At 70.1% G+C, this 14403-nt stretch carries 8 protein-coding genes; 4 read left to right on the top strand and 4 right to left on the bottom strand.

Annotated features, from left to right (window positions below; translation table 11 throughout):
• Positions 1-5 precede the first annotated feature (5 nt).
• Positions 6-905: a dihydrodipicolinate synthase family protein gene (locus ACLBWH_RS15985; RefSeq protein ID WP_322848594.1), complete on the bottom strand. Its 900-nt coding sequence runs from the start codon at positions 903-905 to the stop codon at positions 6-8.
• Positions 906-972: 67 nt separating this feature from the next.
• Between ACLBWH_RS15985 and ACLBWH_RS15990 the strand changes: the two genes are divergently transcribed.
• Together ACLBWH_RS15990 and ACLBWH_RS15995 are read left to right on the top strand one after the other, a co-directional pair.
• Positions 973-2208, top strand: coding sequence for an NAD(P)/FAD-dependent oxidoreductase (locus tag ACLBWH_RS15990; RefSeq protein WP_447799829.1), 1236 nt, complete (start codon positions 973-975; stop codon positions 2206-2208).
• Positions 2205-3401 (top strand): M24 family metallopeptidase, encoded by a 1197-nt coding sequence (locus ACLBWH_RS15995; protein ID WP_322848592.1) that lies wholly within the window; start codon positions 2205-2207, stop codon positions 3399-3401. Before ACLBWH_RS15990 ends, ACLBWH_RS15995 begins: the two co-directional genes overlap by 4 nt.
• 19 nt (positions 3402-3420) lie before the next feature.
• On the opposite strand, the gene ACLBWH_RS16000 is transcribed toward ACLBWH_RS15995, so the two are convergent.
• Genes ACLBWH_RS16000 through ACLBWH_RS16010 form a run of 3 tightly spaced genes read right to left on the bottom strand, consistent with a single transcriptional unit; the run spans position 3421 to position 8557 of the window.
• Entirely contained in the window at positions 3421-5172 is a 1752-nt protein-coding gene (locus ACLBWH_RS16000) for a DUF885 domain-containing protein (RefSeq protein WP_447799830.1), read from the bottom strand.
• Positions 5169-6194 (bottom strand): Ldh family oxidoreductase, encoded by a 1026-nt coding sequence (locus ACLBWH_RS16005; protein ID WP_447799831.1) that lies wholly within the window; start codon positions 6192-6194, stop codon positions 5169-5171. Before ACLBWH_RS16005 ends, ACLBWH_RS16000 begins: the two co-directional genes overlap by 4 nt.
• Positions 6191-8557, bottom strand: coding sequence for a beta-L-arabinofuranosidase domain-containing protein (locus ACLBWH_RS16010; RefSeq protein ID WP_447799832.1), 2367 nt, complete (start codon positions 8555-8557; stop codon positions 6191-6193). Before ACLBWH_RS16010 ends, ACLBWH_RS16005 begins: the two co-directional genes overlap by 4 nt.
• Before the next feature lie 144 nt (positions 8558-8701).
• On the opposite strand from ACLBWH_RS16010, the gene ACLBWH_RS16015 reads away from it, so the two are divergent.
• Positions 8702-11680: a TonB-dependent receptor domain-containing protein gene (locus tag ACLBWH_RS16015; protein WP_447799833.1), complete on the top strand. Its 2979-nt coding sequence runs from the start codon at positions 8702-8704 to the stop codon at positions 11678-11680.
• Between the two features lie 13 nt (positions 11681-11693).
• Positions 11694-14399, top strand: coding sequence for a DUF5695 domain-containing protein (locus ACLBWH_RS16020; protein WP_447799834.1), 2706 nt, complete (start codon positions 11694-11696; stop codon positions 14397-14399).
• The last annotated feature ends 4 nt before the right edge of the window (positions 14400-14403 follow it).

Here is a 14403-nt window from a genome sequence, read left to right on the forward strand (position 1 = left end):
GTGGCTCAGCCGAGGTCGGGCCGCGTCGCCGCCGCCTTCTCGACCATCGCGATCACCTCGGCGCGGCGTGCGCCTTCCAGCACGTAGCGCGGCGGCAGCACGCGCTCCGAGCCGCGGCCCATCACCTGTTCGGCGAGCTTGATCGACTGGACGAGGTCATGCTCGGCGTCGAGGTGAAGCAAGGGCATGAACCAGCGATAGATTTCCATCGCCTTGGCGTGATCGCCGCGCTCGAACGCGCGCACCAGCTCGACCGACTCCTTCGGGAAGGCGTTGGTGAGGCCCGACACCCAGCCTTGCGCGCCGAGGAACAGCCCTTCGAGCGCGACGTCGTCGAGCCCCGCGAACAGCACATAGCGGTCGCCGAACGCGTTGCGGAAGTCGGTGAAGCGGCGCGTATCGGGGGCCGATTCCTTGACCGCAACGATGTTCGACACCTCGACCAGCGCGGACAGCACCTCCTGGTCGATCACGGTGCGATAGGCGGGCGGGTTGTTGTAGAGCATGATCGGCAGGCCGGTCTGCTCGGCGACGCCGCGGAAATGGTTCACCAACTCGTGCGGCTTGGGCACATAGACCATCGGCGGCAGCAGCATCAGCCCGTCCGCCCCGGCCTTCTCCGCGGCCTGCGCATAGCGCACCGCGCGGCGGGTATCGTATTCCGACACGCCGGTGACGACCGGCACGCGGCCCGCCACCGCCTCGACGATCGCGGTCAGCGTCGTCACCTTCTCGTCGAAGTCGAGCGAATTGTTCTCGCCGACCGTACCCAGCGCGATCACGCCGGTAACGCCGTCGCGGACCAGATCGTCGACGACGCGTTGCGTATCAGGCAGATCGATGGAAAGATCCTCGCGCACCTGAGTCGTCACCGCGGGGAAAACGCCCCTCCACCCGATCGTCATGCTGCTTGCGTCCTCTATCGTCCGTGGAATATCGTATACCAAGTCATAGAAGCGCGGCAAGGACAAGATGATGCAACGGCAGGTCGCGATTCTCGGCGGGGGTGTGGTGGGGCTGTCGGCGGCGGTGACGCTCGCCCGCGCCGGCCATGCCGTCACCGTGATCGATCGCGATGCCGACCGGCAGGCACCGTCGTGGAACAACGCCGGCCATATCGCGGTCGAGCAGGTCGCGCCGCTCGCCTCGCCGGCATCGGTGGCGGGCGCGTGGCGGCGCCGCTTCGCCGCGGGCGGCGCGCTCGACCTGCCGCCGGCGATGGCGCGCGACTGGCTGCGCTTCGTGCCGCGCTATCTCGCCGCCAGCCGGCCGTCGCGCTTCCGCCACGGCAGCGCCGCGCTCGGCGGGCTGCTCGCCACCGCGATGCCGGCATGGCGGCGGCTGGTCGCGGCGATCGACGCGCCCGCGCTGCTGCGCGAGGACGGCCATCTCGTCGTCTGGAACGACCGGCGCAGCGCCGCGCGCGGCGCCGCGGCGTGGCGCGCGGCCGACATCGGCGTCGCGACGATCGCCGATGCGGGCCCGGACGATCGCGCGCGGATCGCCGCGGCGGCGGCGGTGCCGGTCGCCGGCGCTATCCGCTTTTCGGGTAGCGGCCAGATCACCGATCTCGGCGCGCTCGCCGCCGCGCTGGAGGCGGCGCTGATCGCCGCCGGCGGGCGCATCGTCCGCGCCGCCGCGACGCTCAGCGTCCGCGACGGTCGCGCCGGGGTCGCGGGCCATGCCGCCGATCTGGTGGTGGTCGCCGCCGGCATCGGCAGCGCGCCGCTGGTCGCCGCCGCCGGCCATGCCGCACCGCTGATCGCCGAGCGCGGCTATCACATCCGCGCCGCCGCCGACGCCTGGCCCGCCGACTGCCCGCCGCTGGTGTTCGAGGACCGCTCGATGATCGTCACCCGTTACGCGGGTCACGTGCAGGCATCGGGCTTCGTCGAATTCGGCAATGCCGCCGCACCGCCCGACCCGCGCAAATGGCAGCGGCTCGAGGCGCAGGTGCAGGCGCTAGGGCTGGCGATGCGGCCGCCGTTCACGCGCTGGATGGGCGCGCGGCCGACCCTGCCCGACTATCTTCCCGCGATCGGCCGGTCGGCGCGCGCGCGCAACCTGCTCTACGCCTTCGGCCACCAGCATCTCGGCTTGACGCTGGCGGCGACGACGGGCGAGATCGTCGCCGCGCTCGTCGCGGACCGGGCCGCGCCGATCGACCTCGCCCCCTTTTCCCTCGACCGTTTCGGAGCAACACGATGACCATCGGCGGATCGACCGCAGCGGCGGAACTCGCCACCCTAACCCCCTGGAGCGACCCGGCACCGGTGATCGGCGCCGACGAGCGCAGCGACCGCCTCGCCCGCGCGCGCGCCGCGACCGCGGCGAGCGGCGCCGCCGCGTTGCTCGTCACTGCGGGCGCGTCGCTGCGCTATTTCACCGGCGTCGGCTGGTCGCCGACCGAACGGCTGGTCGCGCTGCTGCTGCCGGTCGCGGGCGAGCCGATCGTGATCTGCCCGGCGTTCGAACGCGGCTCGCTGGTCGCCGAGCTGGAGATCGCCGCCGACATCCGCTTGTGGGAGGAGGACGCGGACCCCGTCGCGCTGGTCGTCGATGCGCTGCCCGCCGGCGCGACGCTGGCGCTCGACCCGCTGCTGCCGTTCGCGGTGGCGCGGCGGCTCGGCGCGACGCTGACGGTGACCGACGGCGCCGCTGTCATCGACGGGCTGCGCATGATCAAATCGCCCGCCGAGCTCGCGCTGATGGCGCAGGCCAAGGCGATGACGCTGGAGGTCCACCGCCGCACCGCGCGCATCCTCGCACCCGGCATCCGCGCCAGCGCGGTGAAACGCTTCATCGACGACGCGCATCGCGCGCTGGGGGCGCCGGGCTATACCTTCTGCGCGGTGCAGTTCGGGACCGCGACCGCCTTCCCGCACGGCCTGCCCGGCGATCAGGCGCTCGCCGACGACCAGCTCGTGCTGGTCGACACCGGCTGCGCGATCCACGGCTATCAGTCGGACATCACCCGCACCTACGCCTTCGGCCGCGTCGACGACGACGTCCGCGCGACCTGGGCGCTGGAGAAGGAGGCGCAGGCCGCCGCCTTCGCCGCGGTGCGGCCGGGCGTACCCTGCGAGGCGATCGACGCGGCGGCGCGCGCGGTGCTGGAACGCGCCGGGCTCGGCCCCGATTATCGCCTGCCCGGCCTGCCGCATCGGACCGGCCACGGCATCGGCCTGTCGATCCACGAGCCCGCCTATCTCGTCCGCGGCGACACCACGCCGCTGGCGCCGGGCATGTGCTTTTCGAACGAGCCGATGATCGTCGTCCCCGATCGCTACGGCATCCGGCTGGAAGACCATTTCCACGTCACCGCCGACGGCGCCGCCTGGTTTACCGAACCGCAACCCTCGATCGACCGGCCGTTCGATCCGGAGGGCCCGACGCCCTGACGGCGCGGCGCCGACGCCCTCAGCGCTCCGCCTCGGGATACGGCCCCTTGCCGCCGTCGGCGATGAAGGCGTCGATCCGCCGGTCGAGTTCGGGCATCGGCACCGATCCCAGCGCGAGCACGGTGTCGTGGAAGGCGCGGATGTCGAAGCGGGGGCCGAGCGCGGCTTCGGCGCGGTGGCGCGCCGCCAGGATCGCCAGTTCGCCGGTATAATAGCTCAGCGCCTGCCCCGGCCAGGCGATGTAGCGGTCGACCTCGGTCTCGATCTCGTGATCGGCGAGCGCGGTGTGGTCGTGCAGATAGGCTTGGGCGCGTGCGCGGCTCCAGCCCATCGCATGGATGCCGGTGTCGACCACCAGCCGCGAGGCGCGCCACGATTGATAGCTCAGCATGCCGAACAAATCGTAGGGGGTTTCGTACATCCCCATCTCCTCGCCGAGCGCCTCGCAATACAGCGCCCAGCCCTCGCCATAGACCGACAGATAGGTCTCGCGGCGGAAGGCGGGGAGGTCGTGGTTCTCCGCCGCCAGCGGCATCTGGAAGGCGTGGCCCGGCGCGCTCTCGTGCAGCGTCAGCGCGGGCAGCGCATAGAGCGCGCGCGACGGCAGATCGTACGTGTTGACCAGATAGACCCCCGGCCCGCCCCGGCCGCTGGTATAGAAAGGCGCGAGATCGGCGGGCACCGGCTTGATCGCGAAGCGCGCACGCGGCAGCCGCCCGAAATAGCGCGCCGCCTTGCCGTCGAAGCTCTTGGCGATCCAGGCGGCACGGTCGAGCAACGCCTGCGGCGTCTTGGCGTAGAAGCGCGGATCGCGCCGCAGCATCGCCAGAAACGCCGGCAGGTCGCCCTCGAACCCGACCGTCGTCATCACCTGCCGCATCCGCGCCTGGATGCGCGCGACCTCGGCGACGCCGATCGCATGGACCTGCGCCGGCGTCTGGTCGAGCGTCGTATATTCGGCGACCTTCGATTGGTAATAGGCGCGCCCGTCGGGCAGGTCATAGGCCGCGAGCGAGCTGCGCGCGCCGGGGATATAGTCGTCGCGCAGGAAGGCGAGCAGCCGGCGATGCGCGGGCACCACCGCGTCGCGCAACGCCGCCAGCGCCTCGGCGCGCAGCCTTGCCTGCGTCGCGGCGGCCATGGTCGCGGGCATCGTGCGGAACGGCGCATAGAAAGGCGAGCCCTCCCCGCCCCCCGCCTCCACCACCTGCGCGACGCCGATGTCGCGGCCGGCGAGCGTCACCTTCGGCGGGGTGAAGCCGCGCGCCAGCCCGGCCCGCATATTGGCGATATTCTGGTCGAAATAGCGCGGGACGGCGCGCAGCAACGCCAGATAGCGGGTATAATCCTCGGGCCGCGAGAAAGGCTCGCGCGCCTGATCGGCAAGGTCGCTCCAGAAGCTCGAATCCGAGGTCAGCGGCATCTCGTAATCGCGGAACCGCTGTTCGGCGAGCAAGGCGCGGATCTGCGCGGCATAGACGCCGTAGTCGACCCGCGCCGCCGGCGACAGCGCGGCGGGGCGGATCGCGGCGAGCGCCGTCGCGGTCTGCGTCCAGCGTGCGAGCTTCGCCGCCTGCGCCGCCGCGCCGACATCGGGCAGGCTGCGCGCGCTGTCCTTGTCGTCGTCCTCGCTCGGCGGCAACTGCTGCTTCCGCCACGCATATTCGGCGGTGTAGAGCGCGCGCAGCCGCGCATCGGCGCGGTTCGGCGCGGGCGCCGCCGCAACCGGCGTCGCGAGCAGCGCGAGCGCGGCGATCATCGCGACCTTCATGCTCCCGTTCCGATCGCCATGATCTCGGCGTGCAGCGCCGCGGGCACCACCACGCCGTCCGACAGGCTGTGCGCCCGCGCCGCATAGCGCCGGGCCGAGGGCAGCCGCGCGCCCTGCGCCTCGATCGCCGCGAACATCGCCTCGGCACGCGCGAGATGCCCGGCGGCCGCCTCCCCCAGGAAGCCGGCGGGATCGATCGCGACGATCAGTTCGCCGCCGACCGGCGATCCGCCGCGGGCGCCGTCGAGCGCCAGCGATTCCCGGCTGGTGAGATCGCCGATCAGCGGCCCGGCGAGCAGCTCGACCATCGCGGCGAGCGCCGACCCCTTGTGGCCGCCGAACGTCCGCATCGCACCGTCGAGCACCGCCTTGGCGTCGGTGGTCGGCGCGCCTTCGGCATCATAGCCCCATTCCTCCGGCACCGGCAGGCCGGCGCGGCGATGCAGCTCGATCTCGCCGCGCGCCACCGCGCTGGTCGCGAAGTCGAAGACGAAGGGATCGCCCGCCGGCCGCGGCCAGCCGAAGGCGATCGGGTTGGTGCCGAACACCGGCTGCGTACCGCCCGCCGGTGCGACCCAGGCGTGCGACGGCGTGCAGGCGAGCGCGACCAACCCCTCGCGCGCCAGCGCCTCCACCTCCGGCCACAAAGCGGCGAAATGGACGACATGGTTGAGCGCCAGCGCGGCGATGCCGTGTTCGCGCGCGGCCGCGACCAGCACCGGCAAACCGCGCGCGAAGGCGAGCTGCGCGAAGCCGCCGCCGCCGTCGACGCGGACCAGCGCCTTGCCCGGGCGGCTGACCACCGGCACCGCGTCGGGCACCACCACGCCGGCCCTGACGCTCGCCGCGGCGACCAGCAACCGGTAGATGCCGTGGCTGGCGCAGCCGTCGCGCTCGCCCGCGACCATCGTCTCCGCCACCGCCTCGGCATGATCCTCGGCAAGCCCCACCGCGCGCAGCTTGGCGCGGGCGAGCGCGCGCAGCGCGGCGAGCGTCATCGGGACGCCGGCGTGATCGGTCATACGGTGTCTCCCGGTTTGGCGGTATAGATGCGCAGGCCGAACACCGGACCGGCGGTGCTGCCGTCATGCGGGACGATGCGGACGCGCACCGAACGCTTGCCGCGGGTCAGCGCCTCGGGCAGCGGATAGGCGACGTCGAAGAAGCGCCCCGGCGCATCGTTGCCGAGATGCTGCGTCGCGATCCTGACATTGTCGATCAGCAGGTCGAAGTCGCGCGACCGTTCGCCGCCCCAATAGCTCGCCTGCAACAGCAGCGGCCCCGGCTTGACCGCCATCGTGCATTCGAACCAGCCGCCCGATCGCGCATCGCGGCCGGTGCGCCCGCGATAGGTGACGGGATAGGAGGTGGCGCTGGTCAGGCCATGATCGCGCTCGGGCTGCATCTCGCCTAGGTGCATGACGTCGACCGAGCGTGCCGCCACGTCGCGCAGCCGCGCCTGTTCGGCGGTGAAGGCGGCCTCCTCGCGCGCCCATTCGGCCGCGTCGAAGCGCCGGAAATAGACGGCGCTGCGCCGGCGATACTGGCGATAGAAAGGCACGAAATCGCGATCCCCGGGCCGCAGCACGTCATGCGTCGCATACCGCGCGGCGGCGGGATCGCTGGCCGTGAAGCCGGCGAGCAGGTCGCTGCCGACCAAGGCCGGATCGGCCTGCTCCCACGGCGTCTCCGCCGCGCCGAGATCGGCGGCGAGGACCAGCGGCCCGCGCAACACCGCGACGGTGCGCGCATCGCCCGGTGCCGGCTCCAGCCGCAGCGCGAGCGGCAGCGTGATCGCGATCCGGTCGCCCGCGCGCCACGCCCGCGTCACCGTCGCATAGCCGCGCGCCAGCACCGGCGTCACCGGCTCGCCGTTGACCGTGACCCGCGCCGCCGCGCCCGCCCAGCCCGGCACGCGCAGCGCGACCGGAAAACGGCCGCGGCGCAGCCTGGTGAAGGTCAGCGTCGCCTGCGGCTCGAACGGGTATCGCGTGGCGAGCGTCACCTGGGCATGCCGCGCCGCCCAATCGGCATCGGCGGGGGTGTAGAGATTGACGTAGAAGGTGCCGTCGGCGCCTTCCCAGAAGATCGAATCGCCATGTTTGGCATGGCTCTCCATCCCCGATCCGACGCAGCACCAGAACGCATCGTCCGCGGTGGTCGAGAAGTCGCGCGTCGCCCCGCTCATCAGCGGCGTCATATAGGTGAAGCCGCCGGTCGCCGGGTCCTGCTGCGCCATGACGTGGTTGAGCTGCGCGCGCTCGTAATAATCGAACAGCGCGCCATCCGGCTGCCACGCCCACAGATGCCGGGTCAGCTTGAGCATATTGTAGGTGTTGCAATGCTCGCAGGTCTGCTCGGTGACATGCTCGGCGATCGTGTCGGGCGCGGTGAAATATTCGCGGTCGGCATTGCCGCCGATGACATAGCTGTGGTGCGCGACCACCGCCTCCCAGAAGGTGCGCGCGGCGCGGGCCGCGGCGGGATCGCCGCCGCTCACCTCGTGCAGCCGGGCGAGGCCGATCAGTTTGGGCACCTGCGTATTGGCATGCAGATTGGCGAGCCGATCCTCGCCGCGCGCGAGCGGATCGAGCACCTTGTCGTCGTGGAGCAGCCGCGCCATCCGCAGCCACTCCGCCGCGCCGGTGCGCGCGTAGAGTTCGGCATAGCTTTCGTTGAGCCCGCCATATTCGCAGTCGAGCACCGTCTGCACCTGCGCCGGGGTCAGCGCGGCGAAGACGCGCGCGATATACCCCGCCAGCCCCTCCGCCACCGCGAGCGCCCGCGCATTGCCCCACGCCTGATGCACGTCGAGCAGCCCGGCGAGCCATTTGTGGACGGTATAGAGCGGCGACCACGAGCCGTTGAGATCGAACCCGCCCGACGTGATCTCGCCGCGCGCGATCTCCGGGAAGATCGCCTCGCCGTCGACGATCGCGCCCTCCTTGGTCTTGCGCCCCAGCGCGCCGACGTAACCGGTGCCGCGCTTCGCCTGCGCCTCGGCGATCTCGTCGACGATATAGTCCGCCCGCCGCCGCAATTCGGGATCGCCGCCCTGCTGCCAGGCGAGCACCAGGGCACTGAGATAATGGCCGAGCGTATGGCCGGCGATCGTGTCGCTCTCCCACCCGCCGTAGATCGCGGCTTTCGGCGGCAGTCCGGCGTAGAGGCGGACGTTGTGCAGCAGCCGGTCGGGCTCGAGCCGCAGCAGATAGCGCCGGTTGACCGCCACCGCGGTCGCCTGGTCCGACGGCCGTAGCCGCACCGCGGTCAGCGGCAACGGCCGCGCCGGCCCCGCGAAGCCGTCCACAACGACCGCCGCCCCGGCGCGTCCCCCAACCGTGAGCACCGCCGCCCCCAACATCATCTCGCGCCGCGACACCATCGCCCATCCCCTCGCATCGATCGTATACGATCGGCTCAAAAACTAATTTGTCAATGCCGCCAATTGGATATTGTATACGGTAGCCTGGTTATGTATCCATTTTGGTCATCAGCGACAGAATGTTGCGCCTAAGGGGTGGTCAGAATGACTAAATTGCATATCGCGTTGCGCCTGTCGGCCGGGCTTTGGGCGCTTGTCGCCTCGATGAACGCCCCCGCGGCGTTCGCCCAGATCGCGCCCACCCCCCAGGCTCTCACCCCACAGGCCGACACCAGCATCGCCGAAAAGACGGAGGCGGACTCGGTAGAGGCCGTCGTCATCACCGGCACGCGCATCCGCCGCCCCGATCTCATCAGCAACAGCCCGTTGACCACCGTCAACGCGCAGGAACTGACGCTGCAAGGCGCGAACAACATCGAGAACGTCCTCAACCGGCTGCCGCAATTCACCGCCGATGCGAACGAGAACGTCTCGAACGGATCGGACGGCACCGCCAACATCAACCTGCGCAATCTCGGTTCGAACCGCGTGCTCACGCTGATCAACGGCCAGCGCATGCTGCCGTCGCAGGCGATGGACATCAACTTCGTTCCTTCCGCGATCGTCGAGCGGATCGACGTCGCCACCGGCGGCGCCTCGGCGGTCTATGGCTCGGATGCGCTGTCCGGCGTCGTCAATTTCATCCTGCGCGACCGTCTCGACGGCGTGCGCCTCGACGTGCAGTCGAGCATCGCCGATCACACCAACGACAACGGCTTCGTGCGTTCGATCATCGCCGCGCGCGGCTATACCAATGCGACCGACCATGTCCGCGACGGCGGCAAGCAGGACGTCAATGCCGCGGTCGGCAAGACCTTCCTCGACGGCCGGCTCAACATCACCGCCTACGCCGGCTATCGCCACACCGACCCGGTATTGCAGTCGCGCCGCGACGTCTCGGCCTGCGCGCTCAACAGCGCGTCCACCACGTTCACCTGCGGCGGATCGAGCAACACGCCTTATGGTACGTTCACGCCGCTCGCCGGCCCCGCCGCCGGCCAGAAGCTGACCAACAGCGTCGACGGCACGCGCAGCTGGGTGCCGTATGTCGGCTCGACCTATGCCTATAATTATGCGCCGCTGAACTATCTGCAGCGTGCCGACGACCGCTACAATGCCGGTGCCTTCCTGCACCTCGACATCACCTCCGCCGCGCAGCTCTACGGCAGCTTCATGTATATGAAGGACAAGAGCTTTTCGCAGGTCGCACCCTCGGCGCTCTATTTCGGCCAAACCTATGCGGTGACGTGCAACAATCCGCTGCTCAGCGCCGGCCAGGCGCAAACGCTGTGCGGCACGGCGGCGGGCACCGCCGCGACGCAGAACACGCTGATCGGCTATCGCCTCAGCGGCAGCGGCGCGCTGCCGCGGCGCGACAGCCTGCAGCACGAGGATTTCCGCTCGATGGTCGGCATCCGCGGCGATCTGGGCAGCGGCTTCAGCTACGATGCCAGCGTGCTGCGTTCGGTCGCGCATTACGACGAGACCTATCTCAACGATATCAGCGTCGCCAAAACGCAGCGCTCGCTGCTCGCGGTGTCCGACGGCAAGGGCGGCGCGGTGTGCCGGTCGGTGCTCGACGGCAGCGACCCGTCATGCGTGCCGGTCGACGTCTTCCAGGCCAATGCGATCAGCAGCGCCGCCGCCAATTATCTGTACGCGCCGAAATCGACCCAGGGCCGCTATGCGCTCAACGTCATCTCGGGCAGCGTCACCGGCGATCTCGGCAAACTCGGCATAACCAGCCCGTTCGCGCACGACGGCGTCGGCATCGTCCTCGGCGGCGAACATCGCCGCGAAACACTGCGCTTCACCGGCGACGAGGTCGCGCTCGCGGCGGGTACGCAGAATTCGGACGGCATCATCGCGGTCAACGAAGGGTTCGGCGAACTCGAGCTGCCGATCGTCCAGGACAAGCCGTTCTTCCGATCGCTGACGCTCAACGGCGGCTTCCGCTATTCGGACTACAAGAACCGCCAGGATTCGACGGGCTTCCTCTCGAGCTACACCGCCTTCACCTACAAGGGCGAGCTGAGCTGGCACGTCGCCGAGCCGCTGCGCCTGCGCGCCAGCTACAATCGCGCGATCCGCGCGCCCAACATCAGCGAATTGTTCTCGAACCTGTCGCTCGGCAACGTCAACGCCACCGATCCCTGCGCCGGCGCCAGCCCGACCGCATCGCTGTCCGCCTGCCAGCTCACCGGCGTTACCGCGGCGCAATACAACAGCCGCCTCGTCATCGAATGTCCCGCCGACCAATGCACCGGCCAGTTCGGCGGCAACCGTGCCCTCAAGCCGGAAAAGGCGGACACCTATACCGTCGGGGCGGTGCTGGCGCCGCATGGCGGTCGCAATCTGTCGCTGTCGGTCGATTATTACCACATAAAGGTGAAGGACTATATCGGCAGCATCGATCCCAATACGACGATCGGCCAGTGTTTCTCGACCGGCAGTCCGTATTTCTGCGGCCTGTTCCACCGCGATCCGCTGACCGGCTCGATCTTCGGCACCGGCTATGTCGTCTCGACCACGCTCAACACCGGCTACCTGCAGACCTCGGGCATCGACGTGACCGGCACGCTGACGATCGGGCTGGGCCGGCTGGGCCGGCTCAACACCGATTTCGTCGGCACCTATCTGCTCCAACAAATCACCCAGCCGCTGCCCGACGGCGGCACCTACGATTGCAAGGGCCTGTTCGGCTATTCCTGCGGCCAGCCCAACCCGACCTGGCGGCACAATCTGCGCCTGACCTGGAGCCCCGACGACAAGACCAGCCTGTCGTTCAACTGGCGCTACCTCGATGCGACGCGGCTGTCGACGACGTCGAGCAACAGCTTCCTGACCGGCGATGCCGACCCGATCGACGCCCGCATCCCCGCCTACAGCTATTTCGATCTGTCCGCGGCGCTGGCGGTCAGCGGCAATCTGACGCTGCGCATCGGCGCGAACAACCTTCTCGACAAGAACCCGCCGGCGCTGGCGTCGGGCGTGCTCAACCTGTTCGGCAACGGCAACACCTATCCGGGCGTCTATGATGTCCTGGGCCGGCGGCTGTTCGCCGGTGCCACCGTCAAATTCTGATCGCAAGGCATCGATGACGCTCACCCGCCTGCCCGCGCTCGCTGCGCTCGTCCTCCTCGTCGGCGCGGCGCCGGCGGGACCGGCGGTGCCGGTCACGCCGTTCGCGGTGGGCGCGCTCAGCGGCACGTTGCGCAGCGATACGCAGACGCTGGCGCGCCTGTCGCCGGCGGGGGAGCCGGGGTTCAGCTTCGTGCCGACTGCGCGCGAGGCGGAGCGGGCGGGGGACGGCTACAATCATGTCGGCGATATCGACATCCGCCTGCGCAGCGGCGGCGGGCCGTGGCGCGATTTCGGCTCGGCGCATCATCGCCGGCCGATCCGGCCGTTGCCGGCGGCGCGCGGCACGATCGCCGCGGCGGACATCACCGCGACCATGGGCGACGGCATCCCGCTCGCCGTCGAGCGGCGCTGGGTCGCGGCGGGCGGCGCGCTCGGGCTGCGCTTCCGCCTGACCAACCGCTCGCCCGCGCCGATCGAGATCGGCGGGCTCGGCCTGCCGATGGCATTCGACAACATCATCACCGGCCGCAATCTCGACCAGGCGCATGCGGAGGCGAGCTTCGCCGATCCCTATGCCGGCCGCGACGCCGGCTATCTGCAGGTGACCCGGCTCAGCGGCCAAGGGCCGGCGCTGCTCGTCCTGCCCGGGCGCGATACGCCGTTCGAGGCCTATGCGCCGCTCGCCGATGCCGCCGACGCGCCCGCGGGCAGCGTCTTCACCGAGAAGACGCCGCGCGAGCAGACGTTCGAGGGCTTCTACGACTGGCTGGTCCATTCGCGCGGCTTCGCCGACCGCGAGTGGCGCGGCGCCGGCGAACAGTGGAACGTACCCACCAGCCGCACCATCGCGCCCGGCGCCAGCATCGAGATCGGCCTGCGCCTCGTCACCGCGCCGTCGATCCGCGCGATCGAGTCGACGCTGATCGCGCGGCATCGCCCGGTCGCGATCGGCATTCCCGGCTATGTCGTGCCGACCGACCAGCCCGCGACGCTGTTCGTCCGCGCGCCCGCCGCGATCGCCGCGATCGACAGCAGCCCGGCGGGCGCGCTGTCGGTGCGGCGCGACGGCGATATCCACGGCTGGACGCGGCTGGCGGTGACCAGCCACGGTTTCGGCCCGGCGCGGCTGACGCTGCGTTATGCCGACGGCGAACGGCAGACGGTAAGCTATTACGTCACCCGCCCGCTCGATGCGACGATGGCGGCGCTCGGCCGGTTCGCGACGACGCGGCAATGGTATGAGGGCAAGGACGATCCGTTCGGCCGGACCCCGGCGATCCTCACCTACGACCATGAGGCGCAGCGGATCGTCGATGTCGAGCCGCGCGTGTGGATCGCCGGGATGAGCGACGAGGGCGGCGCGGGAAGCTGGGTCGCGGCGATGATGAAGCAGCTCGATCACCCCGAGCCCGGCGAGGTCGCCAAGCTGGAACGGCTGGTCGACGAAACAATGGTCGGCCGGTTGCAGGTCGCCGACGGGCCGCATGCCGGCGGCGTGCGCAAGAGCCTGTTCTATTACGATCCGGCACGGTTCCCGACGCTCTATCGCGATCCCGCGCACTGGAAGAGCTGGACCGCGTGGAGCGCCAAACAGGCCGGCGACCTCGGCCGCTCCTACAATTATCCGCATGTCGCGATCGGCCATTGGGTGCTCTACCGGCTGGCGCGCAACCACGACGGGCTGGTGACGCGCCACGATTGGCGCTGGTATCTCGGCTGGGCGCAGCGGACGATCGTCGCGATGATGCGCGATGCGCCGCATTACACGCAATTCGGCCAGATGGAGGGCAACGTCTTCCTCGACATCCTCGCCGACCTGCGCCGCGAGGGGATGACCGCCGAGGCGGACACGGTCGAGGCGCTGATGCGCCGCCGCGCCGATCATTGGGCCGGGCTGCGCTATCCGTTCGGCAGCGAGATGGCATGGGATTCGACCGGCCAGCCCGAAGTCTACGACTGGCTGCGCCATTTCGGTTACGACCGGCAGGCGGTGCAGACGCGCGAGGTGATCCTGGGGTACGATCCCGCGATGCCCAATTGGGGCTATAACGGCAATGCCCGGCGCTATTGGGACTTTCTGTACGGCGGCAAATACCCGCGCATCGAACGCCAGATCCATCATTACGGATCGACCAACAACGCCTTGCCATTGTTCGATTCGTTCCGCCGCGATCCCGCCGACCTGCACCTGTTGCGCGTCGCTTACGGTGGGTTGATGGGCGGGATCACCAATATCGACACCGACGGCTTCGCCTCCGCCGCCTTCCACGCCTGGCCCGACCGCATGCGCTGGGACCCGTATAGCGGCGACTATGGCATGGGCTATTTCGCGCATGCCTATGCGGTCGCGACCTATCTGGTCGATGATCCCACCTTCGGCTGGCTCGGCTTCGGCGGCGCGGTGACGCGCGATGGCGGCGGCGTGACGATCCGGCCGCGCGACGGCGCGCGCACGCGCGTGTTCGTCGCCCCCGCCGGCCAGTGGATCACGCTCGAAGCGGGACGGATCGCCGCGGCGCGCTACGCGCCCGCCAGCGGCACGATCGTGCTGACGCTCGACCCCGCCGATGCGCATACGCCGCGGGCGCGATTGTTCGTCTCCCGCACCACGCCGCACGGCCGCGACTATGCGCCCGCCACGGGCACCGCGGAGCGCGGCGGCGTCACGCTGCCGCTCGGCACCGGCCCGACCGAGGTGACGCTCCGCCCCATCGGCTGACGGC

The organism is Sphingomonas sp. M6A6_1c, assembly GCF_053345135.1.

Coding starts and splice junctions, on each gene's coding strand:
- ACLBWH_RS15985 (WP_322848594.1), bottom strand. CDS start 905: ATGACGATCGGGTGGAGGGGCGTTTTCCCCGCGGTGACGACTCAGGTG.
- ACLBWH_RS15990 (WP_447799829.1), top strand. CDS start 973: ATGATGCAACGGCAGGTCGCGATTCTCGGCGGGGGTGTGGTGGGGCTG.
- ACLBWH_RS15995 (WP_322848592.1), top strand. CDS start 2,205: ATGACCATCGGCGGATCGACCGCAGCGGCGGAACTCGCCACCCTAACC.
- ACLBWH_RS16000 (WP_447799830.1), bottom strand. CDS start 5,172: ATGAAGGTCGCGATGATCGCCGCGCTCGCGCTGCTCGCGACGCCGGTT.
- ACLBWH_RS16005 (WP_447799831.1), bottom strand. CDS start 6,194: ATGACCGATCACGCCGGCGTCCCGATGACGCTCGCCGCGCTGCGCGCG.
- ACLBWH_RS16010 (WP_447799832.1), bottom strand. CDS start 8,557: ATGGTGTCGCGGCGCGAGATGATGTTGGGGGCGGCGGTGCTCACGGTT.
- ACLBWH_RS16015 (WP_447799833.1), top strand. CDS start 8,702: ATGACTAAATTGCATATCGCGTTGCGCCTGTCGGCCGGGCTTTGGGCG.
- ACLBWH_RS16020 (WP_447799834.1), top strand. CDS start 11,694: ATGACGCTCACCCGCCTGCCCGCGCTCGCTGCGCTCGTCCTCCTCGTC.